The following is a 26,221-nucleotide window of genomic DNA, read 5'->3' on the forward strand; positions in this document are numbered from 1 at the left end:
CTGGGGCGGGTGTAAATGGTCGGGCTAGCAGGACTCGAACCTGCGACCTTCCGTCCCCCAGACGGACGCGCTACCAGGCTGCGCCATAGCCCGACGTGAAGCGTGTCATACCCGAATTCCGGCCCGAGGCAAGGGTGAATGCGCAAAGGTTGTCGTCTCTTTATCGCTGATCTTGCCGCGCACGGGCCATCTGGTCCCTCAGCGCCGTCAATTGGGCCACAAGTGGGCGCAACGCGTCGGCTTGCGCGGGTGTCAGCTGGCGCAGCGTCGTCGCCCGTGTAAGGAGCGATGGAGAGAAATCCGCGGCGTCGATTCCGTCATCGTCTGGCACATCTACGATACGTGGGCGCGGAGGCGCTGCAGGCTCGGGCTCAGCATCAGATTCGGTGTGCGTGAACATCGGCGTCGTATCGGGGGTGGGTTCTGATTGTGATGGCTCTGTGGATGCCTCCGCCGGCGTTTCGTCTGCAAATCCTGTTTCAACGGTTGCTTCGGCGGGCGCATCCTCGCTTGCAGGCGTTTCAGGCGCACCAAAGCTGAACAAAGCTGGCTCTTGCACCTCATCCGGCGCTGTCGGCTCAGGTGCGAAGGTTGCAACCGGGACCTCCGGCGGAGTGGCAGGCACGTCTTCGGGCACTGGCGCGTATGTCTCTTGCGGTGGGCTGGCCTCATCCGGGGGGGTATCGTCCGCGCCCGCATCCGACATTTCTGTGCCCGCGTCAAAGCCACCCATTTCGGGCGTAAGTGTCGGCACGTCCGACGCGCGTGGCGTGACATCTGCCTCTGGCGCAGGTTCTGAGCCGCGCATGAAAGAGGGCAGGGAGGCCGCGGCGTCTTCACTCTGTTCCGTCTGCGCGGCCATTGGGGGCGGCGCGCCCAGTCGGGAGTGCTCTGGTGCCTGATCAAGGCTTTCGGCGATTGGTGTTGGTTTGGGCGCTGAGTCGATATCTGCGTCAGTTTTTGAGACGAGATCCGCATCCAGTTGGGCGGCCGTGTCATCATCAAGAGGGGACGACAGATCGGAGACGTGGGCGATTCCGTCCTCGCGCAGGATCTTTTGCACGCCTTTGATCGTCAGGCCATCATCATGCAGTAACTTGCGAATGCCACCCAAAAGCAGCATGTCGGCGGGGCGATAATACCGACGTCCGCCTGCACGTTTTACCGGTTTGACCTGGGTGAACTTGCTTTCCCAGAAACGCAGAACATGGGTCTGCACGCCCAGCCACTCGGCCACTTCAGAGATGGTGCGAAAGGCGTCTGCAGATTTTGCCATTTGACTTACGATTTGTTCCCGCTTGCCACGCGATCTTTCATCAGATGCGAGGGGCGAAAGGTCAGGACCCGACGTGGGTTGATGGGCACTTCTTCGCCGGTCTTGGGGTTGCGGCCGACGCGGGCAGATTTGTCCCGGACCGAAAACGTACCAAAGGAAGAAATCTTCACTTGCTCGCCGCGCGTTAAAGCGTCGGACATGTGATCCAGCACGCTTTCTACAAGTTGCGCGCTTTCGTTGCGTGACAGTCCAACCTCGCGAAATACCGCTTCGCTCAGGTCCATCCGCGTCAATGTCTTGTCAGCCATAAATCACTCCCCTTTTACAAAGCATAGGTTGAGGGGAAATTCCGAGTCAATATCAATGACTTGCAGAGTGGCGGGAATCTGCAGGCAAAACGGGTAATTAGGGCCTATTGCAGCATAATGCGCGATGATCTTACCAGCGCAAGACAACTGCACCCCATGCCAGACCGCCGCCAATCGCTTCGGTCACGACCAGATCACCGGCTTTGATCTGCCCATTTGCGCGCGCCACAGACAGTGCCAACGGAATGGAAGCCGCCGAGGTGTTGCCATGGTCTTGCACGGTCACAACGACCCGGTCCATCGCAACGCCCATCTTCTTGGCCGTTCCCTGAATGATGCGGATGTTGGCCTGATGGGGAACGATCCAGTCGACGTCCTCGGCACTTACACCGGCCTTGTCCATCGCCGTATTGGCGGTTGCCGCCAGTTTTTCGACCGCATGGCGGAACACCTGATTCCCTTGCATGCGCAAATAGCCCGAAGTGCCTGTGCTGACGCCGCCATCCACATAAAGCAGATCACGCAGCCGTCCGTCGGAATTTAGATCCGTCGATAGGATGCCGCGATCTTCGGGCGAGCCTGCGCCTTCTTGTGCCTCCAGCACAACCGCACCGGCACCGTCTCCGAATAGCACACAAGTGCCACGATCGGTCCAATCCATGATCTTTGAAAACGTCTCTGCACCGATCACCAGCGCCCTTTTGGCCTGTCCGGACACGATCAGTGCGTTGGCATTGGCCAGTGCATAGATGAACCCCGCACAAACTGCCTGCACATCAAAGGCAAAGCCACGGGTCATACCCAGTTGGGCCTGAACCATCGTCGCAGCGGATGGGAAGGTAAAGTCCGCCGTGGACGTCGCCAGAACGATGGCATCAATATCATCAGCCACCATCCCCGCATCTTTCAGCGCAGCCGTAGCAGCAGCGCAGGCCATTGAGGACGTTGTATCGCCTTCTGTCGCGAAATGGCGGCGTTCAATGCCAGAGCGGGACTTGATCCACTCGTCGCTCGTATCCAGCGTCGCCTCGAACTCAGAGTTCTCGACCACACGCGCAGGCAGGTAGTGACCTGCACCTTTGATTACGGCACGCAAAGTCATGATGTTTCGCTCTTTTCTCCGGTTGGGCCGGCTGCTGCCACGCGCGCAGCCAGCTTGTCGCTAAAGCGCAATTCGGCCAGCTGGGCAGCCAGTTTCAGGGCTGCTGAAACGCCCGTTGCATCTGCACTGCCGTGGGATTTCACGACGGTGCCGTTCAGGCCCAGAAACACACCACCATTGTTGCGCCGTGGATCGATCCGCTTTTTGAGGCGGTTCATCGAGGTAAAGGAGAGCAGGTACGCAAGGCGTGACAAGGGCGAGAATTTGAACGCCTCGCGCAGCAACTCGCCGATCAGGCTCGCGGTGCCTTCGCCCGTTTTGATGGCCACATTCCCGGTAAATCCGTCCGTCACGATCACGTCGGCCACGCTGCCCGGAATATCGCCGCCTTCAACAAAGCCAACAAAGTCGAACTCTGCTGCATCTGCATGTGCGCCAATAAGATCATAGGCTTCTTTCAATTCCGTGCGGCCCTTGTGCTCTTCGGTGCCGACATTCAGCAAACCGATACGCGGGCGGGCCAGATCCATCCCGTTGCGGGCATAGGATGCACCCATCAGCGCAAAGCGCAACAGGTCATCGGCATCTGCACGCACATCTGCGCCGACATCCAGCATTACGTTAAACCCTTGCGGGTTGCGCGAGGGCCAAAGCACAGCGATGGCGGGGCGGTTGACGCCAGGCAGCTTGCGCAGTCGGATCATCGACAGCGCCATCAGCGCGCCGGTGTTGCCGCAACTGACGGCCACAGTGGCCTCGCCATTGCGCACTGCTTCGACGCAAGACCACATCGAGGTGCCTTTGCCGTTGCGCACCACATGGCTTGGCTTGTCTTCCATTGTTACGACGCCGGTGGCATCACGCACTTCACACCGCCCGGCCAGACCCTTGCGGCGCGCGACAAGGCGCGTCAGTTCGTCCTTCGGCCCATGAAGGATGAAACCGAGGTCCTGATTCTTTTTTGCAGATATTGCACAGCCCGCAACAACAGCGGCGGGGCCTTGATCCCCGCCCATGGTGTCCACGGAAAGAATAATAGGAAACGCGAGAGCGGCGTTCGTGTCGGCCTGTTTAGATATGGGGGCCGTCATGTGCTGCTGCCTAGCTCTTTTGCCTGTGTTGATCCTAGGCTTAGGCCGCGTCGTCTTCCAGATCAACTTCTTCGGTCATCGGGACAATTTCATTGTCGTCATAGTGACCGCATGCCGCGCAGATGTGGTGGGGGCGTTTCAGCTCACCACAGTTGGGGCATTCGTTGGGATTCGCGGGCGTCAGGCTGTCGTGGGCGCGGCGGTTGTTGCGGCGCGATTTCGACACTTTGTTCTGTTGCACAGCCATTGGAATGGGCCTTTGAGGTTCGGGCAGAGCCGCGCGGGTCGCGGTTGCATGTTTCAAGTCGCCCAGGATCGGGCATAAATTAGGTCGTCCACTTTGGGCGTGACGTGCGTTTAGGCAAAGGCCCCGCCCATGTCCAACCCAAAATGGCGTGAGGGCGGCAAAATACGCATATCTTTCGCACGTGCAAGGCGAAATTCGCCTCGATGCCCCTATTCTCCGGGGTCTTTGTCCAGCTTTGCCTTCAGATCGGCCAAGCCTGCAAAGGGCCGAACCGCCTCATCCGTCAATGGCGCCTTTCCGGGTTCGGTCAGAACTGTTTCACCCAAGGACACACCAGATGCACGGGGATAGTCGGGCACCGCAAGGCTTAGTGCTTCGATCAGCACGGCATCAGGGTCAATCCATGCACCCAGTTTCTCGACTTCGTCATCTTCTGGCATTTCGACCTCGGGGGCATCGATCTCATCGGCGAAATCGCGCAGGTAGACGCGGCGCACAGGCGTGTCGATGCGTGTGACGACCGGGGCCAGCGTCACGGCGCATGGCTGTGTGACCGTCGCACCCAAAGTGCCCGTCAAAAGCCAGTCTGCTTTACCTTGCGCGCGCACCTCTCCTGCAAAGCGGACTTTGCGCAAACTTGTCAGTTCCAGCATGTCGGCCATCGCTGACAAAGCACTTTTGTCAGGCACAATTTCAAACGCTGTACCAGCATTTTGCGCAAGGTCAGCGACCCGGAGGGCAGATCTAGAAGGTTGTGTGTTGGCCATGGCGCGTAACTCGTTTCTTGAACCGCAGGCAATCCTTGAGTAAGTCGAGATAAAAGGACTGCGCCTCACACACAAGGGGCGGCACACATAAAGGGGGCCGACATGCGCGCCTTGGCATATCTGACAGTGGCGATGCTGTCGCTGGGGCTTGCGGCCTGTTCACCGACATTTCGCAATCACGGTTATATCCCGCCCGAAGAAGACCTGCAGGAATTGGTTGTCGGGGTCGACACCCGTTCGAGCGTCGAAGATGCCGTGGGCCCGCCTACTGCGGGCGGTGTTTTGGAGGGGGGCAATTACTATTATGTGCGCAGCACTGTTAAAACCATTGGCCCGCGCCGCCCCGAAGTGATCGACCGACAAGTGTTGGCCATCTCATTTAACGGGAATGGTGTTCTGGACAACATCGAGAGCTTTGGGCTTGAAGATGGCCGCGTGGTTGCCCTGACGCGCCGCGTTACTGATGCTGACCTCACCAATGTTACCTTCATCCGCCAATTGCTCGGCGGCATCGGACAGGTCAGTCCTGACTTTGGTGGAGGGTGAGCCGTCACGATGCTTTGACCGAATCTGTGCTAGGTGGTGTCAAAAGCAACCGAACAGAGCAAGGCGCATGATGGGTTTGAAAAAAGGTCGCTATCGCGCTGTCGAGGGGCAATGTCCCGCTGACATTGCAGATGCGCAGGCTTTGAGGGCGCGCTGTTTCGCTCTGGACCGGGACGTGGACACGTTTGATCTCTTGTGCACTCACATCCTGATCCGAAGGCTGAGCGACGACGCATTGGTGTGCTGTTTTCGCATGATGCCGCTGTCAGGCGCGGAAATCTCGCGCAGCTATTCCGCGCAGTATTACGCTCTGGACGCCTTGGCGGCTTACGACGGCAAGATGGTCGAGATGGGGCGGTTCTGCGTGGACCCAGAGGTGCGCGACCCTGACATTCTGCGCGTCGCATGGGGGGCAATGACCGCCTATGTTGACGGCAATGGGGTTGAATTGCTGTTTGGGTGTTCGTCCTTTTCCGGCACCGAGACGGCGGATTATCTGGACGCTTTTGCCATGCTCAAGGCGCGTCATCTGGCCCCCAAACGCTGGTTGCCTCGCGTCAAAGCGCCCAAGGTTTTCAAATTTGCCGCGCGCCTGCGCCGCAAGCCGGACGCCAAAAAGGCGATGCTGCGCATGCCGCCTTTGCTGCGCACCTACCTGCTGATGGGGGGCTGGGTCAGTGATCATGCTGTGGTGGATGATCGGATGAACACGCTGCATGTCTTTACAGGTGTCGAGATCGGGGCCATCCCGCCGGCGCGCAAACGTCTTTTGCGGGCTGTGATCGGGTAATGCCTTGGGGCGGGGAGCCCATAAAAGTGCCGCAGTACTTTGGGCACAAAGAAACCCGCACCACATCAGTTGACCCCGCGTGGCCAAGAGACTAGCTGGCGCCCATGGCACGCATTCCACTTTTACAGCTTTCGGACATTTCGCTTACCTTTGGGGGCGACCCGGTCTTTGATGATCTTTCCTTGGTTGTACAGCCCGGCGACCGTGTCGCGCTTGTCGGGCGCAACGGGTCGGGCAAATCGACCTTGATGAAAGTGATGGCTGGCATCGTTGAAGCGGATCGCGGAGAGATCGTTGCAGGCCCCGGCGTGTCCGTCGGCTACATGGAGCAGGATCCCGATATGGCAGGTTTTGCCACGTTGGGTGATTTTGCCATGCACGGGCTGGACCCGTCGGACCTTTATAAGGTCGAGCGGGCAGGTGAGGGATTGAAGTTTGACCCGGCCCGCCTTGTGTCCACAGCGTCCGGAGGTGAGCGTCGCCGCGCGGCTCTGGCCCGTTTGATGGCCGAATCCCCCGATCTGATGCTTTTGGACGAGCCGACAAACCACCTGGATATCGAGGCCATCGGCTGGCTTGAATCCGAGTTGAAGGCGACCCGTGCAGGGTTTGTTCTGATCAGCCACGACCGCGCCTTTCTGCGTGCGCTGGCCCGCGCCACCCTGTGGATCGATCGCGGCATGGTACGCCGTCAGGAAAAAGGGTTTGAGGCGTTCGAAGCCTGGCGTGACACCACGTGGGAAGAAGAAGATACGCAGCGACACAAACTTAACCGCAAGATCAAGGCCGAGGCCCGTTGGGCGGTGGAAGGAATCAGCGCGCGGCGTAAACGCAATCAGGGCCGGGTGCGTGCACTTCAGGAATTGCGCGCCGAACGGTCCTCGCAGATCAAACGGCAGGGCACGGCCGCTATGGCCTTTGAGGCTGGACCCAAGTCCGGGCGCAAAGTGATCGAGGTGAAGGACGTCACCAAATCGTTTGGCGACAAGGTCATTGTCGAGCCGTTTTCGCTGACGATCCAGCGCGGCGACCGCATTGCCTTTGTTGGCCCGAACGGGGTGGGCAAGACCACACTGCTTAACATTCTGATTGGGCGCGAGGCGCCGGACAGCGGCACTGTGACCCTCGGCACCAACCTCGAGATCGCCCTGTTTGATCAAACCCGTGCGCAGCTCGATCCAGATATGAGCCTTTGGGACAGCCTGACTGGCGATCCGGAGATGCGTGTGAGCGGCAAGGCTGATCAGGTCATGGTGCGCGGTGCGCCCAAGCACGTGGTGGGCTATCTCAAGGAGTTTCTGTTTGATGAAGCACAGGCGCGTGCCCCTATACGTTCGCTTTCGGGTGGTGAAAAGGCACGGCTTTTGTTGGCCAAGCTGATGGCGCGCCCAAGCAACCTGCTGGTGCTTGATGAACCAACCAACGATCTGGATGTGGAAACGCTCGACCTGTTGCAGGACCTGATCGATCAGTATGATGGCACTGTCATGCTCGTCAGCCACGACCGCGACTTTCTGGACCGTGTGACCGTGACCACCATAGCTATGGAGGGGGATGGCAAGGCCACGGCCTATGCGGGTGGTTGGAGCGACTATCAGTCTCAACGCCGCCCCACTGCCACGCGAGAAGAAGCTGCGAAATCAAAATCTAACGCGGCGAAGGTAAAGCAAAGCGAGAGCTCCAAAGCGGGTCTCAGTTTTACTGAAAAGCACCGTCTTGAGGCCTTGCCTGCAGAGATGGAGCGGCTGGAGGCTGAGATCGTCAAGCTTCAGGAGTTGATGAGCGATCCGGACCTGTTCACCGAAAATCCGGTGAAGTTTCAAAAGGCCACGGATGCGCTGATCGAACGACAGGCCCGGCTGGATGAGGCCGAAGAGGAGTGGCTGATGCTTGAGGAAAAGGCGTCCGCTTGATCACAAGGTGAGCGCACGGCCCGGATTGCCAACGACAGTTGCACCCGCTTCGACGTTCTTTGTTACGATGCTGCCCGCACCGATGATGGCACGATCCCCGATTGTGATGCCCGGCAAGACAATCGCGCCCGCACCGATCCACACATCCGACCCAATTGAAACGGGGGCGGCCCGTTCGACCCCGGCACGGCGTTTGACGGGGTCGCGGTGGTGATCGGCGCATAGGATCTGTGCGCCCGTTCCAATCAGGGTGCCATCGCCAATGTGCACAGGCGCGCTATCAAGGATCACACAACCGCTGTTGATAAAAACTGCGTCGCCCAGATGGATGTTTATCCCGTATGAGCAGTGAAACGGCGTTTCGATCAGGCAGTTTTCCCCGGTCGCGGCAAAAAGCGCTTTGAGCGGCGCACTCAGAGTGCGTCGCTCGGACGGTGGTAAGTGGTTGTGGGCAAATACCGCCTCAAGCGCTGTGAGCCGCAAGGCTTCAAGCTCAGGATCAAGACAGGAGTACCACGCACCCGACGCCATATTGGCCTGTGCGCTGATCATGCCAGCCGGATCGGATCACCGGGGCGAATGGTGCCGCCCATGACAATGCGGCAGTTAAGGCCTGAGCGGTGTTCGAGCAGATCACAGATCGTCTTTTTGGTGATCATGTCGATGTAACGACAAGGATAGTTGAGCCGTCCGCCTTCCAACACGACATCGCCCACTCGGAATTGCCGCCCCACAAGGTGATTGAGCGGTACATCACGGGTGGTCAGGTTGCGGCGGTGTTCCTGCGGGGCCAGCACAATGTCATGGTCGCGTGCCAGCGCCTCCAGCGTCTCCACCTCGATCAGTGTCACTTCGCGCACATCTGGTTGGGCAGAGTAGGTGCCTGTATCGATTCCCTTGGCATAACGGTCGCCCGCTATACCGACCCCTTCGATCAATTCGGCCATGTCATGGCCAACCATAGGCGCGCGTGCCTGCGGCGTTGTATGAATGCTCAAGAGTTTTCCATGCCACATCGCAGCAGTCCTCTATCGCATCCGCAAGGCGCCGTCCAAGCGGATCACCTCGCCGTTCAGGTATCCCATTTCGACAATGAAACCTGCCAGCCGCGCGTATTCGGACGGATCGCCAAGCCGTGCTGGGTTTGGCACGTCCGCCGCCAGCGAGGCCTGCACATCGTCGGGCAATCCGGCCAGCATCGGGGTTTTGAAGATGCCCGGCGCGATGGTCATCACGCGCACCCCTGAACTGGCCAGATCACGCGCCATGGGCAGGGTCATGCCCACAATTCCGCCTTTGGAGGCAGCATAGGCGGCCTGTCCCTTTTGCCCGTCAAAAGCAGCGACAGATGCCGTGTTGATGATCACCCCGCGCGCGCCATCAGGTTCCGGGGCATTCCCGGCCATGGCGGCGGCGGCAAGGCGCGCCACGTTAAAGCTGCCTACCAGATTGATGTCGATTGTTTGCTGAAAGGCGGGCAGGGGGTGCGGGCCGTCCCGGCCCACGGTTTTTATGCCTAACGCAATCCCAGCGCAATTTACCGCAGCACTGATCCCGCCCATCTTGTCTAGGCCCATGTCAATTGCGGCTTGTACGGACGCCTCGTCGGTCACGTCGGTTTGTGCAAAGAAACCGCCGATTTCTTCGGCGACCTGCGCCCCACGGATGGCATCGCGGTCCAGCAGGGTCACTTGCGCGCCCTGAGACGCAAAGTACCTCGCCGTCGCTTCCCCCAGGCCGGACGCGCCGCCTGTTACAACGGCTTTGGTTGTTTCGAGTTTCATCGCTCATGCTCCCCTAACGCAGTCCTTGCGCCACATAAGCGCAAGGGTGCGAGCGCGGCAAGGCAGAGTGCTCAGCCCTTGTGGATCCAGCCCCCGCCATAAATGCGGCTGGAGTCCCGATCATAGAACACACAGGCCTGTCCCGGCGACACGCCTGCTTCGGCAGCGACCAGTTCCACAGTGGCCTCGGTCTCGCTGATGGGGCGAATCACGGCATCAGTGGGCGGTCGGGTCGATCGGACTTTGACCGCCACTTGCCATTCATCGCGCGATGCGAAGGGTGCGTCGCCCAGCCAGTTCACTTCGCGCACAGGAACGGTGCGTGTGGCCAGCATCTCTTTGGGGCCAACGATCACCTGACGGGCATCTGCATCCAGTTTCACCACATAGAGCGGGTCGGCCAACCCACCGATCCCCAGTCCGCGCCGTTGCCCGATGGTGTAGTTGACCACACCGTCATGTTGCGCCAGCACGCGCCCCTCCAAATCCACGATGTCACCGGGGGCGGCGGCCTCGGGGCGCAGTTTGCGGATGACGGCGGCATAGTCGCCATTGGGCACAAAGCAGATGTCCTGACTGTCGGGCTTGTCCGCGACGGACAGCCCATATTTTGCCGCCAGTGCGCGGGTGTCGTCCTTGGACGGCAAGTGGCCCAGCGGAAAACGCAGGTAATCGAGCTGCGCAGGCGTGGTCGAAAACAGGAAGTAGCTTTGATCCCGGTTCGCGTCGGCAGCACTGTGAAGCTCGGGGCCCGCATCGCCCATCTTGCGCTGGATGTAGTGGCCCGTGGCCATACAATCGGCTTCAAGGTCCTTGGCCGTTTCAAGCAGGTCCTTGAACTTTACCCGTTCATTGCAGCGGATGCAGGGCACAGGTGTTGCGCCCCCCAGATAGCTGTCGGCAAATTCGTCTATCACCGCGTCTTTGAACACGTTTTCATAGTCGAGCACATAATGGGGAAAGCCCATTTCTTCGGCCACACGGCGCGCATCATGGATGTCGATGCCCGCGCAACACGCCCCTTTTTTGGCCAGCGCGGCACCGTGATCATAGAGCTGCAAGGTCACACCCACCACGTCGTAGCCCTGCGCCTTCAATTCAGCTGCCACAACAGAACTGTCCACGCCGCCAGACATGGCGACGACGACACGGGTGTCGGCAGGGGCTTTGGCAAAGCCCAGTGAGTTGAGCGGACCGGACTGGTCAAGCATAGCGAAGTCTCCGGGAGGGTTAGGCGCATATATATGAAAATGGGAAATAGTCTCAAGAGGGGGTTTAACCCGCCATTAGGGCCGTAAGCGCATGTTGCCCGAAGTCTAAAGATGAGCAGTGCGATGTATTTGAAGAAAGTAGATGGGCCGCGCGCAATCACGTTGCCTGATGGTACGGTGCTGACGCGGGCCGACTTGCCGCCTCGATCCACTCGCCGTTGGGTTGCATCACGCAAAGCGGCGGTGGTGCGTGGTGTGTTATACGGTTTGCTGACGCAGACCGACGCGCTAGAGCGATATTCCTTAAGCGAAGAAGAATTTTTGGGGTGGGTGCAGGCCGTTTCAGACCATGGCGAAGAGGCACTGAAGGCGACCGCTTTGCAACGGTATATACAACTTTAGGTTGTCATTGTACAAATCCCACAAGAGTAACGTGTGGTTAACCTTTTCAGTTCACGTTTAGTTCGACACCGACACCCATTGTGGAGACCGATTGAATGCGCGTGCTGCTTGTAGAAGACGACCCGACAACCTCCAAAAGCATCGAATTAATGCTGACCCATGCAAACCTGAACGTCTATGCGACGGATCTGGGGGAAGAGGGTATCGATCTGGCCAAGCTTTATGATTACGATTTAATCCTTCTGGACCTCGACCTGCCGGATATGAACGGGCACGAGGTGCTGCGTCAGTTGCGACTTGCGCGTGTGGAAACCCCCATTCTGATCCTGTCAGGGACGGACGATACAGAAAACAAGATCAAAGGGTTCGGTTTTGGTGCTGATGATTATCTGACCAAACCCTTTCACCGAGAGGAATTGGTGGCGCGCATTCACGCCATCATCCGCCGCTCCAAAGGGCATTCGCAGTCAGTCATCGATACAGGCAACGTGTCCGTGAACCTTGATGCCAAAACGGTGAGCGTGGACAACAAGGCGGTGCACCTGACAGGCAAAGAATATCAGATGCTTGAACTGCTGTCTTTGCGCAAAGGGACGACCCTGACCAAAGAAATGTTCCTCAACCACCTTTACGGGGGCATGGACGAACCTGAATTGAAGATCATCGATGTCTTCATCTGCAAACTGCGCAAAAAGCTGAGCGTGGCGACGGGTGGAGAAAACTACATCGAAACTGTCTGGGGCCGTGGCTATGTGCTGCGCGACCCGGAACCTGTCGAGCAGGGCGATGACACACGGCTGGCCATCGGCGCCTGATCCGACCCAAATGTGTTAACAAGAAACCGGCGCGGTTCTCACTTGCGTCGGTTTTTTGTATTTGGAAGGCCAAGCTCCTTTTCCCAAATATGTCTTCTATGACTGGACCCGACGCGCGCACGCTTTTATCTCTTGGCCAGAACCAAGCGGGGAAAGACGTGAGCGCCGATACACCCACCAAAGACTTGTCAGTGCAGGCGGCCAAAGCCGAACTGGCCCGACTGGCAGAGCTGCTTGAGCAGGCAAATCGCGCGTATCACACTGATGATGCGCCCGACATCACGGACGCTGACTATGACGCGCTCAAACGCCGAAATGCTGAGATCGAGGCGCGTTTTCCTGCCCTGAAACGTCAGGACAGTCCTTCCGACCAAGTTGGCGCCGCCCCAGCGGAGGGGTTTTCCAAAGTCACGCATGCTGTTGCCATGTTGTCTCTGTCCAATGCGTTCGAAGATGCGGATGTGGGTGAATTCGATGGACGGGTACGCAAATACCTTGGTCTGAGCGCAGATGCATCTGTCGCTTATACCGCAGAGCCAAAGATTGACGGCTTGTCCCTGTCCTTGCGCTATGAGAACGGCGCGCTTGTCCAAGCGGCGACGCGGGGCGATGGGTCAGTGGGCGAGAACGTCACCGCCAATGCCCGCACCATTGCCGATGTCCCCCAAACGCTGACAGATGCCCCCGACGTTCTCGAAGTGCGCGGCGAGGTTTACATGTCTCACTCGGATTTCGAGGCGTTGAATGTCCGCCAGACAGAGGCGGGCCAAAAACCCTTTGCCAATCCGCGCAACGCCGCTGCTGGGTCGCTGCGCCAATTGGACAGCGCAATCACCCGCGCGCGTCCCTTGCGTTTTTTCGCATATGCTTGGGGCGCGCTATCGGACCCGCTGTCTGACACGCAGCACGGCGCTATCGAACGGCTTAAGGCTTTGGACTTTCAAACCAACGACCTGACAGCGCTGTGCGATGGTCCGGAACAGATGATCGCGCAGTACCGCAAGATCGAACAGCTGCGCGCGGCGCTCGGCTATGACATCGACGGTGTCGTTTACAAGGTCAACGATCTGGCGTTGCAGGCACGTCTTGGTTTTCGCTCGACCACGCCGCGCTGGGCGATGGCGCACAAATTCCCGGCCGAACTGGCTTGGACCCGGCTCGAGGCGATTGATATTCAGGTGGGGCGCACCGGAGCGCTGTCTCCAGTTGCCCGACTGACACCTGTCACGGTGGGGGGCGTCGTGGTGTCCAACGCCACGCTGCACAATGAGGATTACATCGCCGGACGCGACAACAAGGGCGAAGAAATCCGCGCAGGCAAAGACATACGTGTGGGCGATTGGGTGCAGGTCTATCGGGCAGGCGACGTGATCCCCAAAGTGGCGGATGTCGATCTGAGCAAGCGGCCTAACGACGCGATGCCGTTCCGGATGCCCGAACGGTGCCCCGAATGCGACAGCGAGGCCGTGCGCGAGCCCGGCGACGCCATCCGGCGCTGCACCGGTGGCCTCATTTGCCCCGCGCAAGCCGTTGAGAAGCTGAAGCATTTTGTCTCGCGCAGCGCCTTTGACATCGAAGGGTTGGGTGCCAAGCAGGTGGAGCAATTCCACACAGATGGATGGATTGCAGAACCTGCCGACATCTTCACGCTGCGCGACCGTTTCGGCAGCGGTGTTCAGCAACTCAAGAACCGCGAAGGTTGGGGGGACAAGTCCGCAGCCAATCTTTTCGACGCCATAGACGAAAAACGCAGCATTGACCTCAATCGCGTTATTTTTGCGCTTGGCATCCGCCATGTAGGCGAGGCAGCCGCCAATTTGCTGGCCGCGCATTACGGCACTTGGGCCGCTTTCGACACAGCGATGCGCAACGCGGAAGAGGGCAATGCGGCATGGGACGACCTGCTGAGCATCGACGGAGTGGGCGCTGTGATGGCCCATGCGCTGGCCACGACGTTCAACCAAGAGGCCGAGATTGCCAGCATCGACCGACTTGTCGCGCAACTCAGCATCAAGGAAGCCACGCGCCCGAACACCGAAGGCAGCCCAGTCGCGGGCAAAACGGTTGTCTTCACAGGCACGCTGGAAAAGATGACGCGCGCCGAGGCTAAGGCGCGCGCAGAATCGCTTGGCGCCAAGGTGTCAGGCTCTGTCAGCGCCAAAACGGATCTGCTGGTTGCGGGCCCTGGTGCGGGATCCAAGGCGAAGAAGGCTGCTGAACTGGGCATTGAAACGCTGGACGAAGACGGCTGGCTGGACCTGATCGGCACAGCATGAGCCGTCCTGAAATCCTTTTCCCGCTCTTTGCCGATCTTGAAACGCTGGAAGGGGTGGGGCCGAAAACTGCACAGCACATGGGCGGGCTCGCTATCACCACCCCGCGTGATCTGCTGTTTACGCTGCCTCATACCGGCATCGACCGCGCCTTGCGGGAAAGCATTCAAGACGTGGTTTTACCTGCGACGATTACCGTCAAAATCAAAGTTGGCGCACATACTCCGGCGCGCGGCCGGGGCGGGGCCTACCGCATCCATGTAGAGGATGCCGAGACATCGTTTCAGCTGGTTTTCTTTCACGGGCGCGGCGATTACCTGAACAAAGTGCTGCCCACGGGGGCCGAGCGCGTTGTGTCGGGCCGTGTCGAACTGTTCGATGGCATCGCCAACATGGTCCATCCCGACCACATCCTGCCTGTGGAAGAGGCCGGCGACATCCCCGCTTATGAACCTGTCTATCCACTGACCGGTGGCGTGACCCAAAAGACGATGTTCAAGGCCACGCGCGCCGCGCTGACCCGAATGCCTGCGTTTGATGAATGGATCGACCCCAGCCAGATCGCGTCGGCGAAGTGGCCCGGTTTTGCGGATGCGATGACACAGGTTCATGCGCCGAAAGGGCAGGCGGACCTTGCCGCGACCAGCCTTGTGCGCACCCGTCTGGCCTATGACGAACTGCTGGCCCATCAGATCACCCTCGCGCTGGCCCGCGCGTCCGAGCGCAAGATGCCGGGGCAGGTTACACAAGGCACAGGTTGGTTGCAGGCCAAGGTGCGCGCGGACCTTCCTTATGCCGCCACGGGGGCGCAGGACCGCGCGATTGCACAGATCGCCGCCGACATGGCCAGGCCCACGCGCATGAACCGCCTGCTTCAGGGCGATGTGGGTGCCGGAAAGACGCTGGTGGCCTTTATGGCGCTGCTCATCGCTGTCGAGGCGGGCGGGCAGGGCGTCATGATGGCCCCCACAGAAATCCTTGCGCGCCAGCATCTTGAGGGTTTGCAGCCTCTGGCGGAGAGTGCCGGTGTGGTGCTGGAAATTCTGACAGGGCGCGACAAGGGCAGTGAACGGCGCGCCAAACTGGCCGCGCTTGCCCGTGGTGACATCCAGATTCTGGTTGGCACCCACGCCGTGTTTCAGGACGACGTGGTGTTCAAAGATCTGCGCATCGGAATCGTCGATGAACAACACCGCTTTGGTGTCCGCCAGCGGCTCGCCTTGGGGAAAAAGGGGGCTGGCTCGGACGTGCTGGTGATGACCGCCACGCCTATCCCGCGCAGCCTTGCACTGGCGCAATACGGCGACATGGACGTCTCTATCCTTGATGAAAAACCACCGGGGCGCAAACCGATCAAGACCGCACTGGTCAGCACAGACCGGATGGATGAGGTGATCACGCGCCTGCGAGCGGTGATGGACGAGGGGCGGCAATGCTACTGGGTCTGTCCGCTGGTCGAGGAAAGCGAGGCCGTGGACCTCACCGCCGCCGAGGAGCGGTTCAAACGTCTGCGCGCGGCACTGGGTGAGGGGCGTGTCGGGCTGGTCCACGGGCAGATGCCGCCAGCGGAAAAAGACGCCGCCATGGCTCGGTTTCAGGCCGGCGAAACCGGTGTGCTGGTGGCGACGACAGTGATCGAAGTCGGGGTGAACATCCCCAACGCGACCATAATGGTGATCGAGCGGGCGGAAACATTTGGACTGGCACAACTGCACCAGTTGCGCGGTCGCGTGGGGCGGGGCGAAGCCGCCTCGACCTGTTTGCTGATGTATCAGGCGCCCTTGTCCGAATCCGGGCAAAAGCGGCTTGAGGTGCTGCGCGCCACCGAAGACGGCTTTCAGATCGCCGAAACCGATTTGCAGATGCGTGGATACGGTGATCTCATCGGCACGGCGCAATCGGGCGTGCCTCGGTTCCGTATCGCCGACCTTGATCGGCAGGCGAACCTCATGGCCATTGCCCAAAGCGATGCGCGCAAGGCGCTTGCCGATGATCCTGACCTGTCCAGCCCGCGCGGCGCGGCAATCCGTGTTCTTCTTTGGTTGATGAGACAGGACGAGGCGATCCGTTTGATATCAGTCGGTTAAGCCGTCTAGTGCCAGAAAGTTCGCAAATGTTCTTAAAAAGTTCTTTACGGGGTGTTAAAATTGTGAGAACAAAGAAGCAACTTCAAGGAAGGGCACTGATATGACCACACTCCGCACACTCAAAGATGTCGCAACCCGCGCCGAGGCCACTTTGCTTCAGGATGTGATCGGTGCTGCCGCGTTGACTGTGATGCTGGTTGTGGCTTTGCACTTGCCGTCATTGATCTGAATTTCTGCCTGCGTACTTGCCTGTGATCCACCTTTGCGCCCGTCCCAATTGGCGTCCTCACCAAGCGGCTCTGCCTGCCGCACGGTGACCCTGTTTCCCGCAGGAAACCCGGATCCGTCCCCCGCAAGACACGCTTTACTTGCGCCGCCATCCTCCCCGGATGAGCGGCGTTTTTTTTGGTCATGTCAGAAGAGGGGTCAGGCGCAGTTCGCCTGTAATGCCTGTTCCATTGCCTCAGCCGTGGCTTCGATGGCAAGCAGGATCGACGCGTGCCGATTTTTGAAATCCTTCGCGGGCGCAAGCACCTCGAACCCGTCAAAGGGGGCGGTTGGCACGTCGCCGCCGGACTTCAGCATTGCGCGCAGACCATCTCGGGCAGTCTCAATCTCAGCAAGGCTGCGTCCAATGACGGCATGGCCGGTGACAGCCGCTGCCGCCTGACCCAAAGCGCAGGCCTTCACATCCTGGGCAAAATCCGTGATTCGACCGTCTGCGACGCAAACATCCACTGTCACAGCCGATCCGCACAACGGAGAGCGTTTTTTGACCGTCGCATGTGCGTCTGCAAGACGTTTGGTGTGCGGGATGTCCGCCGCCAGCGCCAAAATGCGGGTCGAATAGAGTTTGATCAGGTCGGTATCGGCGGGCATGTCCCCTCCGGCTCTGGTGTCGGTTACTTATCCGTCCTACATAAGCCCGCCCAAGCCAGATGCAAAAAGGTTTTGTCATGACCACACCCTTTGACCCCGCAAGCCTCGCATATAATGCGCAAGGGCTGGTGCCTGCCATCGCGCAGGATGCCGAAAGCGGGGAAGTCCTGATGATGGCATGGATGAATGCCGAGGCTGTGGCGCGCACGTTGGAAACGGGGCGAGTCACGTATTGGTCCCGCTCGCGCCAAGCGTTCTGGATCAAGGGCGAGACGTCAGGGCACGTGCAGGAACTGGTGTCGCTGCGTGTGGATTGCGATCGCGATTGTTTGCTGATGCAAGTAAACCAGACGGGTCCTGCCTGCCACACCGGGCGGCGTACTTGTTTTTATACCGAAGTCGCCGACGGGTCCGAAGTGGAGTTGATGGCACCGCTTTAGGGCCGCAGGTCGACCATCGCGCGAATATCGTCTGGAGACGTACCTTCTGCGCGGTATTTGGAGATCGCGCGTGCATCGTCGCGTTTGGCCAACCGCTTGCCCGCTTCGTCCCGGATCAGACGGTGATGATGATAGGCCGGAGTCGGCGCATCCAGAAGCTTTTGCAGCAGTACGTGAATCATCGTGGCCTCCGCCAAATCGGCGCCGCGCACCACATCCGTAATGCCTTGGGCCGCGTCATCGACGACCACAGACAGGTGGTAAGATGTACCCATATCGCGGCGCGCCAGAACGATGTCACCTACCGTAGTGACCAGATCACCGCAGGTGATTTGCCCCGCGTTCAATCCGGTCTCTTTGTAGCTGAGGGGCTTTGTCAGATGACGCAATGCCGCTGCCATATCCAGCCGTAGGGGCTTGTCTGTCGGCCTCGGGCCAGTACGGGGATGACGGGTACGACAGGTGCCGGGATAGATGAGCCCATCGGGGCCATGACGCGGCACGCCTTCTTGCGGGGCGCTCAGCGCCGTTTCGATGTCTCGGCGGGTGCAGTCACACACATACATCAGGCCTCGTTCCCATAATATATCATGCGCTTGTGCGTAAAAGTTCATGCGTTCCGATTGCCGCAATACCGGTTCAGGCCAGCTCACCCCAAGCCATGCAAGGTCGTCATAAATCTGGCTTTCCCAGTGATCACGTGCGCGGGTCTGATCGATGTCTTCGATCCGTAGCAAGAACGTGCCGTTTTGAGCTTGGGCCATATCATAGGCCAACAGAGCCGAATAGGCGTGCCCCAAATGCAAAGGGCCCGTCGGAGATGGCGCAAATCTTGTTGTGAATGTCACGCTTTTTCAAGCACGTAGACGTTGGATTTCAACCCGATCCCTGGCAGGTGGGGCCCATGTTCCTTGAACAACAGTCGCGCGGCACCACAGTCGGTCCATTCGGCAACGCCGGCTTCGTTCGCAGGCTCTTCGAGCGCATGGTCATTGAACGAAAACACCAGTTTGCCGTCGCGCGGCAGGGCGCGCATCAGGATGTGCAGCACTTCGATGGGGGCCGCACCCGCGCCGATAACCCCGATTGCGGCGCATAGCGCATAATCTTTGCGAGGCAGTTCAGCTCCCGCTTCGATCTGGTCAAGGTGGCGATAGACGCCTTTTGCGCGCGCGCCTTCCAGCATCTCTGCTGACAGGTCGACGCCGTCTATGGTTTCGAACCCGGCGAGTTTCAGGGCAAGGCCGGACAGGCCCGTGCCACAGCCGAAGTCCAGCAACGGCGCGCTCATGTCGTCCGCATAGTGCTTGAGCGCATCCGCGCAGCGCCCGGGCGTGGCATAGCCGTGTTCGCCCACTTCCGCTTCGTAACTCGCGGCCCAGTCGTCATAAAGCACGCGGGTCGAGGCCGCGTCGCGGGCGGTGTAAGCTTTGTCGAGGAATTTGGTCATGGGCTTACGTTAGCCGCGTCAAATACGCGGCGTCCAGTGGCTTGATAGGGTCCCGGGCCGGGGGCGCGCTGCCTTTCGCGCTCATTGGAGTACTTTTGATCAGAAAAGAAGATCAGGCTGCTTGGGACTGTGGCGCCAGCCAGTTTTGCCAGTCGGCCTTGGCGCGATCAGTGTAGGCTTTGTAGCGGTCTTTACGTCCGCGCCGCCCGCCTTTGAGGCCCTCGACAGGGGGGAACAGACCGAAATTGACGTTCATTGGCTGGAACGTCTTGGCCTCTGCACCGCCAGTGATGTGGGTGATCAAGGCGCCCATGGCCGTTGTGTTGGGGGGGATGTCCAACGCGCCTCCCAAGATCTCCGTTGCCGCCATTCGTCCGGCCAGCAAACCCATGGCTGCGGATTCAACATAGCCTTCGACCCCCGTGATCTGCCCGGCAAAGCGGATGTTGGGCCGTGACTTCAGCCGCATGTCGGCGCTCAGCAAGGTTGGACTGTTCAGGAATGTGTTGCGGTGAATGCCGCCCAGGCGAGCAAATTTGGCATTCTCAAGTCCGGGAATGCATTTAAAAACATCGGTTTGTGCGCCGTATTTCATTTTTGTCTGAAAGCCGACGATGTTGTACAGTGTGCCCAGTTTGTTGTCCCGGCGCAGTTGTACGACGGCATGAGATTTGACGTCTGGCGCATGGGGGTTGGTCAACCCAACAGGTTTCATCGGACCAAAACGCAACGTCTCGCGTCCACGCTCTGCCATCACTTCGATCGGCAAACAGCCATCGAAATAGCCTGCCGTTTCGCCCTCTTTGAACTCGGTTTTGTCGGCTGAGAGCAGGGCGTCGATGAAGGCCTCGTATTGGTCGCGGTCCATGGGGCAGTTGAGGTAGGCGGTGCGCTCTTCTTCGGTTTCGCCCTTGTCATAACGGGACTGCATCCATGCCTTGGACATATCGATGCTGTCGAAATAGACGATGGGTGCGATGGCATCGAAAAAAGCGAGGGCTTCGCCGCCCGTTTCCTGCGCGATGGCCTGACCAAGTGCAGTCGAGGTCAACGGACCGGTTGCGAAAATCCAGTTTCCCGTGGAGGGCAATTCAGTGATTTCACCGTATTCCACCGAAATATTGGGATGGGCGATCAACGCATCTGTCACCGATTGCGCAAAGGGATCACGGTCTACAGCCAGCGCACCGCCCGCAGGCAGACGATGCTGATCCGCTGTGGCCATAATCAAACCGCCCGCGGTCCGCATTTCCCAATGCAGCAGACCCACAGCATTCTGTTCGCTGTCGTCTGAGCGGAACGAATTTGAACACACCATTTCACCCAAAAGGCCGGTCTGATGGGCAAATGTCCCGACTTTGGGTCGCATTTCGTGGATGACCACGGACACGCCCATATTGGCCGCTTGCCAGGCCGCTTCGGATCCGGCCATTCCGCCGCCAACGATATGCAATTCATCTGTCATGGGGCGGATGTAGGGCACCGCGCGCCGTTGCGCAACTTTGATCAGGGTGGGGGGGATTTTTGGGGTCGCCGCTGCGGGGATGGTCGGTCAGTGAGAGGCTGACCTGGAGGGACCTTCCGCCAGTCGGCGACCCAAAATCGTATCCGGTTGTTAACCGTGTCCAATTTGTGCCTCATTTGCGCCCAGATTAATAGAGCTTATTCGGAAACAATCGGGTGCCAATTCGGAGACAACCATAGGTTACCTTTGTTTTTATGGCTCAAACCCTATTGAGACCACTCTGGCGGGCGCTTGTTGATAAAGGCATCAATGCCTTCTTTGGTGTCTGGGTGCACCATATTGTCTACCATAACCTGCCCCGTATAGGCGTAAGCGTCAGCCACGGGCATTTGAATTTGGGCATAGAACGCCTCTTTCCCGATGCGCACGGCAGAGCCGAGTTTGGACGCCAATTGTTCGGCGAGGGCGGCGGCCTCGGATTCTAGGTCTTCGGGCGCAACGGCCCGGTTGATCAGGCCCAGCGTTTGGGCGCGCTCTGCCTCGATGAACTCGCCCGTGGTCAGCATCTCGAACGCTTGCTTGCGGGGAATGTTGCGAGACAGGGCGACCATGGGGGTCGAACAAAACAACCCGATGTTTACACCGTTCACGCCAAATCGTGTTCCGTGGGCGGCGACCGCCAGATCGCAGGTGGCCACCAACTGGCAACCGGCGGCTGTTGCAATTCCGTGTACCTGAGCAATCACTGGCTGTGGCAGGGACTGAATACGCGCCATCATGGCCGCACAGCGGTCAAACAGGTCTTTGAAATAGGCAGCACCGCCATCCGCGTTCTGACGCCCCGCGGTCATTTGCTTCAGATCATGGCCTGCACAGAACGCTTTGCCTGCTCCGGACAATACGACGGCGCGCACACTGCGGTCGTCTGCCACGTCATCGAGGGCGCTGTGCAACGCTGCGATCATCTCATCACTCAGCGCGTTTAACCGCTCAGGCGCGTTCATCCGCAGATGCATTACGGCACCCCTGACCTCACGTTCCAGAATTGCCATCTTGCTCTCCCTCGTCTTTGCAGCGAACCCTAGGGCAATTGTGCGAGGAGGAAAAGTATGGCCCCAGTTATGGACGCCGCCGAAATGAACGCCTTTCTGGGCCGCGTGTTTCTGGAGGTGGCGGGCGAATTTCATGTGGAAGAGGTCAGTGGGGACACTGTCACCTTGCGACTGTTTGTTCAGGACCGTCATTTGCGTCCCGGCGGCACGGTGTCGGGCCCGGCTATGTTTTCCCTTGCGGATGTGACCGCCTACATGGTGACGCTGGCCCAGATCGGCCCACGCGCGCTGGCGGTGACCACGAATTGCGCGATTGATTTCATGCGTAAACCCGCCGCAGGGGTCGATCTGATTGCCAAGGGGCGGCTGTTGAAACTGGGCAAGCAACTGTCCGTGTCGGATGTTCTGATTTATTCCGAAGGCATGGACAAACCCGTGGCGCGGGCCAGCCTGACCTACGCCATTCCGCCCCAAGGCGTTGATTTGCCCGGTTAGATCAACCCCGCGGCACCCCAAGCCAGCCCCAGCCCAACGGCCAAAGTTGTCAGCACAGCCGCATAGCCCGCCAGTTTCCAAGCTGAATACGGACGCTCTCCGTATGCGCGCCCTTCGATGCCGCAGACCACGACCATTTTGGCGGTGTCGTTGTAGGTGTAGTGCAAGATCCAGACTGGCAGCAGGATACGTCGGTAATGAATGCCACTGGTGTCGGTGTGATAACGGATGTTGTGCACGCCGGATTTGTTCACATGCCCCTTGATCCGGTTGCGGATCAGCAGCGCCTTTTCATTGCCCTTGCGCTCCAACCCCTCGCTCAGCGTTTGGTGGTGCTGTTCGGCGGCAAAGCCTGACAGATATCCAGCGCGATAAGGGCGCAGCCGCTCTGGGTAAAAGTCGTGCAGGATGCCGTCACGGATCAGGGGCGTCACATGGTGCGAGGCGGGGACTAGCATATCGTCAAACCGCATCCGTAACACGCCCGAGGTCTGGCGCGTCTCGGTGCGCTTGTTGCGCCGCACGCGGTAGCTGGCCCAGTACTGAATCAACTCGTCGCTATCAAAGGTCCAGAACGGGACGTAGATGCCAGCCACACGGGCTTTGGCCACCACGCCGGCCAGATCACTGGGTGCGGCAATGCGTTTGCGCACCCAAGCCTGTGCGAGGGTCTGGGCATCCTGTTCGGGAACGCGGAAAGGGATCAACGCCATTGGCTCGTATCCGCGGTCATTTGTTTCAACCACAACTGGCCCGTCGCAATAAGAGCACCGGGTGCTCAGCGATTGGGCCACAAAGGTAACAGACCCGCCGCAGGTCTCACACCGGTGAACGATGCTGTCAAAGTCGATCTGCGCCTCCGGGGCGGATACCAGCGGATCAAACGGGAATTCTTCAGCTGCTGCGTCGTCGTCAGCAGTTTCCAGCGAAGTGACGTTTCCACAGCTGGCGCATTTTAAGGCTTGCACGGCAGGGTCGTACACACACTGACCCGCGCAGGTGGCGCATTGCAGTTCGGACTGGATGACAGGCGCCGCCATCAGTCCTCTCCCATGATCGCAATGGCTATCTCAAGCAGGACACGCAGGCGCAGCCAGGACCGGCCAATCGCGCCTTCCAAATCGCCCGTCGCGCCCCAATCGCCAATGATCGTGGCCAGAAACCATGTGGTCATCAGCCAGAAGGCGATGATGGACCAGCCACCGATGCTGCGCAGCCAACCGGTGGAGCCCTGCTTCAACTCATGCTTCGCCTCATAAACCGCGATTAGCTTTTTTACCGCCGGAACGCCTGCAAGGGTGCCAAACGCGATCAACGCAAGGGCGGCGAGGGCAGGGGCGGCAAGGGACAAAAACATAAAAGATCAAAGCCGAAGGACAGGTGTCACACCCTCTTGTTGGACGTAAGACCCCATTGCAAGAGTGGAAACGGCAAAATTGATGGGGTATAATAATACCTTATTTGTAAGATATTGTTTTTGAATGTTTAAAACTGACATATGTCCGTTGACGTGCAATTCAGCCGCGCCTATACCCGCCCAATCCGAAATTCGAGCCCCCTAAGGGATGCGACACATGAAAACCTATACCGCAACACCTGCGGACATCGACAAGAAATGGATCCTCATCGACGCCGAAGGCGTGGTGCTGGGCCGTCTTGCTTCGATCGTCGCCATGCGCCTGCGTGGCAAGCACAAGGCGTCTTACACGCCGCACATGGATTGTGGTGACAATGTCATCATCATCAACGCCGAGAAGATCCAGATGACGGGCAACAAGCGTCAGGAGAACTTCTACTGGCACACCGGTCACCCCGGCGGGATCAAAAGCCGCACCAAGGAGCAAATCCTTGAAGGCGCGCACCCCGAGCGCGTTGTGACCCAAGCGGTCAAGCGCATGCTGCCCGGCAACCGTCTGAGCCGTGAGATCATGACCAACCTGCGCGTCTACGCAGGCGGCGATCACCCCCACGAGGCGCAAAGCCCCGAAGTTCTGGATGTTGCATCCATGAACAAGAAAAACACGCGGAGCGCATGAGCATGGCCGACGAAATCAACACACTCGAAGACCTGCAAGCCGTGGCCGGCGATGCCGCCCCGGTTGAAGCTGAAGTGATCCACCGCGAACCCGTGCGTGACGCACTGGGCCGCTCCTATGCCACTGGTAAGCGTAAAGATGCGGTCGCCCGCGTCTGGATCAAGCCAGGCTCCGGCAAGGTCACCGTGAACGGCAAAGAGATGAACGACTATTTTGCGCGCCCCGTGCTGCAAATGATCCTTGCCCAGCCGTTTTCCGTCGCTGGCGTTGAAGGCCAGTTCGACGTTGTCGCAACGGTCAAAGGCGGCGGCCTCTCTGGTCAGGCCGGTGCGGTCAAGCACGGCGTGTCCAAGGCTCTGCAACTCTACGATCCGTCCTTGCGCGGCGCCCTGAAAGCGGCAGGCTTCCTGACCCGCGACAGCCGCGTTGTTGAGCGTAAGAAATACGGTAAAGCCAAAGCGCGTAAGAGCTTCCAGTTCTCCAAGCGTTAAGCTTTACACCACAGCAAAGAAAAAAGGCCGCTCCTATCAGGGGCGGCCTTTTTTGTTTTCGAAGTTGGTTCTTACAGACAAGGTACACGCAACCATGACCCGCCCAGGGCGCGCACCTGTGCACCGGTGCCGATTTTGAACCGCGCCAACCCTGGCGCGTTCACCGTATCCACGTGGCCAAGATCAAGGCGGGCCAAGCCTCGCCTTGCCAGATGATCGCATGCTCGCACCAACAGAGCGTGATGCGCGCCACTTCTGCGCCCGGCTTCTCCAGACCACCCCAGATAATAGGTGGCCACATGCCCATGGACTAAAAACAGCATCGCCGCGATGGGTTCCCGTTTGTCGGATGCGACGAACACCAGCGCGTTGTCGGGACTGGCCTTGGCATAGGCCTGCAACACAGCATGAGGCAGGCTGTGAAATCCCTTGGAACGCTGTTGCGCGAGATCCGCGGACAGTAACCAGCCGTGACGGAGCGGATCAAATCGGTCATGTTTGACCCGCAAACGCGCCTTTTCTGCCCGGCGCAAGGTTGCGCGCCATTTGGGTTTCATCGCGGCCAGACGTGCCGATGAGGTGCCAGACAAGGACAATTCAGCGACCCAGTTTGGCGTATGTATCTGGCGGTACCCGGCAGACCTGAGCGCGGCCAGATCGTGCCCATCGCTGTTGATCACGTGCAGACTGGAGCCGCGCAGGATGTTGGCATTATTTGGTCCATACTCAGCCCGCCAGATTGGCCCGCGAGAGGCCAGCGTCAGACCAAAGCGTGATATCGCCTGCACTGGTGCTGCACCGGGCAGGTGAACCTCAAGCACGGCACAGCCGGTCTGGCGTAACGCGGCGCTGTATTGTGGGTGTTGTTGTAAGGGCAGGCAAAGGTCCGGTTCCATCGCCACTGTTAAGTCCTCCGAAACCTAATGTGGCGTTAACTGTGATTATGGTTGCACGAAAAACTTCACAAAAAATTGTGGCAGGTTGCTATGCTCCGCCGTCCAAACCAACTCTGTTTGGCGCTGCTGTCGTAGCGAGTGTCGTCACGTTGCCCATTGCGGTCGTGGTGCTGTGTGTCGAGCTATTTGGGCCATGATCACCGGGGTTGATGGACGGGACCTTTGCGCTGGTCTGTCATGATTAACACTCCGTTTACCATCGCAACCGTCCGTTGCGTTAAGTCCTGCCATTTGCGGAAATCGTTTCTCACGCGGCGCACGGGGTGTGGCTCGACGATTGTCCTTGTTTTTATGGTGTTAAAACCCGCAATGCATTTGCGCTGGCTGCGACACAAAAAAGCCGTC

General features: G+C 59.2%; 30 protein-coding genes and 1 tRNA gene. 12 read left to right on the plus strand and 19 right to left on the minus strand.

Features of this window, described 5'->3' with window-relative positions:
* Positions 1–16: 16 nt before the first annotated feature.
* From DHN60_RS12825 to DHN60_RS12855, 7 genes are all read right to left on the minus strand, one after another.
* Positions 17–93, minus strand: a tRNA-Pro gene (locus tag DHN60_RS12825).
* Between the two features lie 67 nt (positions 94–160).
* The gene (locus tag DHN60_RS12830; protein WP_108837708.1) at positions 161–1,276 is read right to left on the minus strand and encodes a MerR family transcriptional regulator; all 1,116 of its coding nucleotides are present in this window, start codon (positions 1,274–1,276) and stop codon (positions 161–163) included.
* A gap of 5 nt (positions 1,277–1,281) precedes the next feature.
* On the minus strand, positions 1,282–1,584 hold the full coding sequence (gene ihfA, locus DHN60_RS12835; protein WP_108837709.1) for an integration host factor subunit alpha: 303 nt from the start codon (positions 1,582–1,584) through the stop codon (positions 1,282–1,284).
* Between the two features lie 130 nt (positions 1,585–1,714).
* Positions 1,715–2,686, minus strand: coding sequence for a beta-ketoacyl-ACP synthase III (locus DHN60_RS12840; RefSeq protein WP_108837710.1), 972 nt, complete (start codon positions 2,684–2,686; stop codon positions 1,715–1,717).
* Positions 2,683–3,777 carry a phosphate acyltransferase PlsX gene (gene plsX / locus DHN60_RS12845; RefSeq protein ID WP_108837711.1) on the minus strand — a complete coding sequence of 365 codons (1,095 nt, stop codon included), beginning with the start codon at positions 3,775–3,777 and terminating at the stop codon, positions 2,683–2,685. The genes DHN60_RS12840 and plsX overlap by 4 nt, the downstream gene beginning before the upstream one ends.
* 40 nt (positions 3,778–3,817) lie before the next feature.
* Complete coding sequence (gene rpmF / locus DHN60_RS12850) at positions 3,818–4,024, minus strand: 50S ribosomal protein L32 (protein ID WP_108837712.1); 207 nt, start codon at positions 4,022–4,024, stop codon at positions 3,818–3,820.
* Positions 4,025–4,233: 209 nt separating this feature from the next.
* A complete protein-coding gene (locus DHN60_RS12855; RefSeq protein WP_108837713.1) occupies positions 4,234–4,791 on the minus strand; it encodes a DUF177 domain-containing protein in 558 nt (185 codons plus the stop codon).
* A gap of 102 nt (positions 4,792–4,893) precedes the next feature.
* Between DHN60_RS12855 and DHN60_RS12860 the strand changes: the two genes are divergently transcribed.
* From DHN60_RS12860 to DHN60_RS12870, 3 genes are all read left to right on the plus strand, one after another.
* Positions 4,894–5,337, plus strand: coding sequence for an outer membrane protein assembly factor BamE (locus tag DHN60_RS12860; protein WP_108837714.1), 444 nt, complete (start codon positions 4,894–4,896; stop codon positions 5,335–5,337).
* A 67-nt stretch (positions 5,338–5,404) separates the two neighbouring features.
* Positions 5,405–6,127 carry a GNAT family N-acetyltransferase gene (locus DHN60_RS12865; protein ID WP_108837715.1) on the plus strand — a complete coding sequence of 241 codons (723 nt, stop codon included), beginning with the start codon at positions 5,405–5,407 and terminating at the stop codon, positions 6,125–6,127.
* Positions 6,128–6,231: 104 nt separating this feature from the next.
* Positions 6,232–8,040 carry an ABC-F family ATP-binding cassette domain-containing protein gene (locus DHN60_RS12870; protein ID WP_108837716.1) on the plus strand — a complete coding sequence of 603 codons (1,809 nt, stop codon included), beginning with the start codon at positions 6,232–6,234 and terminating at the stop codon, positions 8,038–8,040.
* On the opposite strand, the gene DHN60_RS12875 is transcribed toward DHN60_RS12870, so the two are convergent.
* From DHN60_RS12875 to mnmA, 4 genes are all read right to left on the minus strand, one after another.
* The gene (locus DHN60_RS12875; protein WP_108837717.1) at positions 8,041–8,592 is read right to left on the minus strand and encodes a sugar O-acetyltransferase; all 552 of its coding nucleotides are present in this window, start codon (positions 8,590–8,592) and stop codon (positions 8,041–8,043) included.
* Complete coding sequence (locus DHN60_RS12880) at positions 8,589–9,038, minus strand: MOSC domain-containing protein (protein ID WP_234423631.1); 450 nt, start codon at positions 9,036–9,038, stop codon at positions 8,589–8,591. Before DHN60_RS12880 ends, DHN60_RS12875 begins: the two co-directional genes overlap by 4 nt.
* 30 nt (positions 9,039–9,068) lie before the next feature.
* A complete protein-coding gene (locus DHN60_RS12885; protein WP_108837719.1) occupies positions 9,069–9,824 on the minus strand; it encodes an SDR family NAD(P)-dependent oxidoreductase in 756 nt (251 codons plus the stop codon).
* Positions 9,825–9,895: 71 nt separating this feature from the next.
* Positions 9,896–11,035, minus strand: coding sequence for a tRNA 2-thiouridine(34) synthase MnmA (gene mnmA, locus DHN60_RS12890; RefSeq protein ID WP_108837720.1), 1,140 nt, complete (start codon positions 11,033–11,035; stop codon positions 9,896–9,898).
* A 123-nt stretch (positions 11,036–11,158) separates the two neighbouring features.
* Here mnmA and DHN60_RS12895 point away from each other — a divergent pair, with 123 nt between their 5' ends.
* The 5 genes from DHN60_RS12895 (at position 11,159) to DHN60_RS22835 (ending at position 16,841) form a co-directional block, all read left to right on the plus strand.
* Positions 11,159–11,437, plus strand: coding sequence for a DUF1153 domain-containing protein (locus DHN60_RS12895; protein ID WP_108837721.1), 279 nt, complete (start codon positions 11,159–11,161; stop codon positions 11,435–11,437).
* Positions 11,438–11,532: 95 nt separating this feature from the next.
* Positions 11,533–12,252, plus strand: a complete 720-nt coding sequence (gene ctrA / locus DHN60_RS12900; RefSeq protein WP_108837722.1) for a response regulator transcription factor CtrA — start codon at positions 11,533–11,535, stop codon at positions 12,250–12,252.
* A 98-nt stretch (positions 12,253–12,350) separates the two neighbouring features.
* Positions 12,351–14,528, plus strand: coding sequence for an NAD-dependent DNA ligase LigA (gene ligA / locus DHN60_RS12905; RefSeq protein WP_108837723.1), 2,178 nt, complete (start codon positions 12,351–12,353; stop codon positions 14,526–14,528).
* Entirely contained in the window at positions 14,525–16,612 is a 2,088-nt protein-coding gene (gene recG, locus DHN60_RS12910) for an ATP-dependent DNA helicase RecG (RefSeq protein WP_108837724.1), read from the plus strand. Before ligA ends, recG begins: the two co-directional genes overlap by 4 nt.
* A 100-nt stretch (positions 16,613–16,712) precedes the next feature.
* Entirely contained in the window at positions 16,713–16,841 is a 129-nt protein-coding gene (locus tag DHN60_RS22835) for a hypothetical protein (RefSeq protein ID WP_255415567.1), read from the plus strand.
* Between the two features lie 197 nt (positions 16,842–17,038).
* Here the strand turns inward: DHN60_RS22835 and DHN60_RS12915 are convergent, their stop codons facing one another.
* Positions 17,039–17,491: an iron-sulfur cluster assembly scaffold protein gene (locus DHN60_RS12915; protein WP_108837725.1), complete on the minus strand. Its 453-nt coding sequence runs from the start codon at positions 17,489–17,491 to the stop codon at positions 17,039–17,041.
* Between the two features lie 59 nt (positions 17,492–17,550).
* Here DHN60_RS12915 and hisI point away from each other — a divergent pair, with 59 nt between their 5' ends.
* Positions 17,551–17,931 (plus strand): phosphoribosyl-AMP cyclohydrolase, encoded by a 381-nt coding sequence (gene hisI / locus DHN60_RS12920; RefSeq protein WP_108837726.1) that lies wholly within the window; start codon positions 17,551–17,553, stop codon positions 17,929–17,931.
* Here the strand turns inward: hisI and gluQRS are convergent.
* The 4 genes from gluQRS to DHN60_RS12940 form a co-directional block, all read right to left on the minus strand.
* Positions 17,928–18,779, minus strand: a complete 852-nt coding sequence (gene gluQRS, locus DHN60_RS12925) for a tRNA glutamyl-Q(34) synthetase GluQRS (protein ID WP_108837727.1) — start codon at positions 18,777–18,779, stop codon at positions 17,928–17,930. The two genes, hisI and gluQRS, sit on opposite strands and share 4 nt — an antisense overlap.
* The gene (locus DHN60_RS12930) at positions 18,776–19,381 is read right to left on the minus strand and encodes a class I SAM-dependent methyltransferase (protein ID WP_108837728.1); all 606 of its coding nucleotides are present in this window, start codon (positions 19,379–19,381) and stop codon (positions 18,776–18,778) included. The genes gluQRS and DHN60_RS12930 overlap by 4 nt, the downstream gene beginning before the upstream one ends.
* Positions 19,382–19,493: 112 nt before the next feature.
* A complete protein-coding gene (gene trmFO, locus DHN60_RS12935; RefSeq protein WP_108837729.1) occupies positions 19,494–20,846 on the minus strand; it encodes a methylenetetrahydrofolate--tRNA-(uracil(54)-C(5))-methyltransferase (FADH(2)-oxidizing) TrmFO in 1,353 nt (450 codons plus the stop codon).
* A gap of 266 nt (positions 20,847–21,112) precedes the next feature.
* On the minus strand, positions 21,113–21,937 hold the full coding sequence (locus DHN60_RS12940) for an enoyl-CoA hydratase (protein WP_255415571.1): 825 nt from the start codon (positions 21,935–21,937) through the stop codon (positions 21,113–21,115).
* A gap of 18 nt (positions 21,938–21,955) precedes the next feature.
* On the opposite strand from DHN60_RS12940, the gene DHN60_RS12945 reads away from it, so the two are divergent.
* Positions 21,956–22,393, plus strand: coding sequence for a PaaI family thioesterase (locus DHN60_RS12945; RefSeq protein WP_108837820.1), 438 nt, complete (start codon positions 21,956–21,958; stop codon positions 22,391–22,393).
* On the opposite strand, the gene DHN60_RS12950 is transcribed toward DHN60_RS12945, so the two are convergent.
* Together DHN60_RS12950 and DHN60_RS12955 are read right to left on the minus strand one after the other, a co-directional pair.
* Positions 22,390–23,433 (minus strand): hypothetical protein, encoded by a 1,044-nt coding sequence (locus DHN60_RS12950; RefSeq protein WP_108837730.1) that lies wholly within the window; start codon positions 23,431–23,433, stop codon positions 22,390–22,392. The two genes, DHN60_RS12945 and DHN60_RS12950, sit on opposite strands and share 4 nt — an antisense overlap.
* Positions 23,433–23,750, minus strand: coding sequence for a hypothetical protein (locus DHN60_RS12955; protein ID WP_108837731.1), 318 nt, complete (start codon positions 23,748–23,750; stop codon positions 23,433–23,435). Before DHN60_RS12955 ends, DHN60_RS12950 begins: the two co-directional genes overlap by 1 nt.
* A gap of 217 nt (positions 23,751–23,967) precedes the next feature.
* On the opposite strand from DHN60_RS12955, the gene rplM reads away from it, so the two are divergent.
* Both rplM and rpsI read left to right on the plus strand, forming a co-directional pair.
* Positions 23,968–24,429 carry a 50S ribosomal protein L13 gene (gene rplM, locus DHN60_RS12960; RefSeq protein WP_108837732.1) on the plus strand — a complete coding sequence of 154 codons (462 nt, stop codon included), beginning with the start codon at positions 23,968–23,970 and terminating at the stop codon, positions 24,427–24,429.
* Positions 24,430–24,431: 2 nt separating this feature from the next.
* Positions 24,432–24,920: a 30S ribosomal protein S9 gene (gene rpsI / locus DHN60_RS12965; protein ID WP_108837733.1), complete on the plus strand. Its 489-nt coding sequence runs from the start codon at positions 24,432–24,434 to the stop codon at positions 24,918–24,920.
* A 71-nt stretch (positions 24,921–24,991) separates the two neighbouring features.
* Here the strand turns inward: rpsI and DHN60_RS12970 are convergent, their stop codons facing one another.
* Positions 24,992–25,816 (minus strand): GNAT family N-acetyltransferase, encoded by an 825-nt coding sequence (locus tag DHN60_RS12970; protein ID WP_108837734.1) that lies wholly within the window; start codon positions 25,814–25,816, stop codon positions 24,992–24,994.
* Positions 25,817–26,221 lie beyond the last annotated feature (405 nt).

The sequence above is a fragment of the Tateyamaria sp. Alg231-49 genome, assembly GCF_900143535.1.
Classification (GTDB): Bacteria; Pseudomonadota; Alphaproteobacteria; order Rhodobacterales; family Rhodobacteraceae; genus Tateyamaria.

Excerpts from the sequence above, each read along its gene's own strand:
- DHN60_RS12830 (WP_108837708.1), bottom strand. The coding sequence starts at position 1,276 with ATGGCAAAATCTGCAGACGCCTTTCGCACCATCTCTGAAGTGGCCGAG.
- ihfA (WP_108837709.1), bottom strand. The coding sequence starts at position 1,584 with ATGGCTGACAAGACATTGACGCGGATGGACCTGAGCGAAGCGGTATTT.
- DHN60_RS12840 (WP_108837710.1), bottom strand. The coding sequence starts at position 2,686 with ATGACTTTGCGTGCCGTAATCAAAGGTGCAGGTCACTACCTGCCTGCG.
- plsX (WP_108837711.1), bottom strand. The coding sequence starts at position 3,777 with ATGACGGCCCCCATATCTAAACAGGCCGACACGAACGCCGCTCTCGCG.
- rpmF (WP_108837712.1), bottom strand. The coding sequence starts at position 4,024 with ATGGCTGTGCAACAGAACAAAGTGTCGAAATCGCGCCGCAACAACCGC.
- DHN60_RS12855 (WP_108837713.1), bottom strand. The coding sequence starts at position 4,791 with ATGGCCAACACACAACCTTCTAGATCTGCCCTCCGGGTCGCTGACCTT.
- DHN60_RS12860 (WP_108837714.1), top strand. The coding sequence starts at position 4,894 with ATGCGCGCCTTGGCATATCTGACAGTGGCGATGCTGTCGCTGGGGCTT.
- DHN60_RS12865 (WP_108837715.1), top strand. The coding sequence starts at position 5,405 with ATGATGGGTTTGAAAAAAGGTCGCTATCGCGCTGTCGAGGGGCAATGT.
- DHN60_RS12870 (WP_108837716.1), top strand. The coding sequence starts at position 6,232 with ATGGCACGCATTCCACTTTTACAGCTTTCGGACATTTCGCTTACCTTT.
- DHN60_RS12875 (WP_108837717.1), bottom strand. The coding sequence starts at position 8,592 with ATGATCAGCGCACAGGCCAATATGGCGTCGGGTGCGTGGTACTCCTGT.
- DHN60_RS12885 (WP_108837719.1), bottom strand. The coding sequence starts at position 9,824 with ATGAAACTCGAAACAACCAAAGCCGTTGTAACAGGCGGCGCGTCCGGC.
- mnmA (WP_108837720.1), bottom strand. The coding sequence starts at position 11,035 with ATGCTTGACCAGTCCGGTCCGCTCAACTCACTGGGCTTTGCCAAAGCC.
- DHN60_RS12895 (WP_108837721.1), top strand. The coding sequence starts at position 11,159 with ATGTATTTGAAGAAAGTAGATGGGCCGCGCGCAATCACGTTGCCTGAT.
- ctrA (WP_108837722.1), top strand. The coding sequence starts at position 11,533 with ATGCGCGTGCTGCTTGTAGAAGACGACCCGACAACCTCCAAAAGCATC.
- ligA (WP_108837723.1), top strand. The coding sequence starts at position 12,351 with ATGACTGGACCCGACGCGCGCACGCTTTTATCTCTTGGCCAGAACCAA.
- recG (WP_108837724.1), top strand. The coding sequence starts at position 14,525 with ATGAGCCGTCCTGAAATCCTTTTCCCGCTCTTTGCCGATCTTGAAACG.
- DHN60_RS22835 (WP_255415567.1), top strand. The coding sequence starts at position 16,713 with ATGACCACACTCCGCACACTCAAAGATGTCGCAACCCGCGCCGAGGCC.
- DHN60_RS12915 (WP_108837725.1), bottom strand. The coding sequence starts at position 17,491 with ATGCCCGCCGATACCGACCTGATCAAACTCTATTCGACCCGCATTTTG.
- hisI (WP_108837726.1), top strand. The coding sequence starts at position 17,551 with ATGCAAAAAGGTTTTGTCATGACCACACCCTTTGACCCCGCAAGCCTC.
- DHN60_RS12930 (WP_108837728.1), bottom strand. The coding sequence starts at position 19,381 with ATGACCAAATTCCTCGACAAAGCTTACACCGCCCGCGACGCGGCCTCG.
- trmFO (WP_108837729.1), bottom strand. The coding sequence starts at position 20,846 with ATGACAGATGAATTGCATATCGTTGGCGGCGGAATGGCCGGATCCGAA.
- DHN60_RS12945 (WP_108837820.1), top strand. The coding sequence starts at position 21,956 with ATGGCCCCAGTTATGGACGCCGCCGAAATGAACGCCTTTCTGGGCCGC.
- DHN60_RS12950 (WP_108837730.1), bottom strand. The coding sequence starts at position 23,433 with ATGGCGGCGCCTGTCATCCAGTCCGAACTGCAATGCGCCACCTGCGCG.
- DHN60_RS12955 (WP_108837731.1), bottom strand. The coding sequence starts at position 23,750 with ATGTTTTTGTCCCTTGCCGCCCCTGCCCTCGCCGCCCTTGCGTTGATC.
- rplM (WP_108837732.1), top strand. The coding sequence starts at position 23,968 with ATGAAAACCTATACCGCAACACCTGCGGACATCGACAAGAAATGGATC.
- rpsI (WP_108837733.1), top strand. The coding sequence starts at position 24,432 with ATGGCCGACGAAATCAACACACTCGAAGACCTGCAAGCCGTGGCCGGC.
- DHN60_RS12970 (WP_108837734.1), bottom strand. The coding sequence starts at position 25,816 with ATGGAACCGGACCTTTGCCTGCCCTTACAACAACACCCACAATACAGC.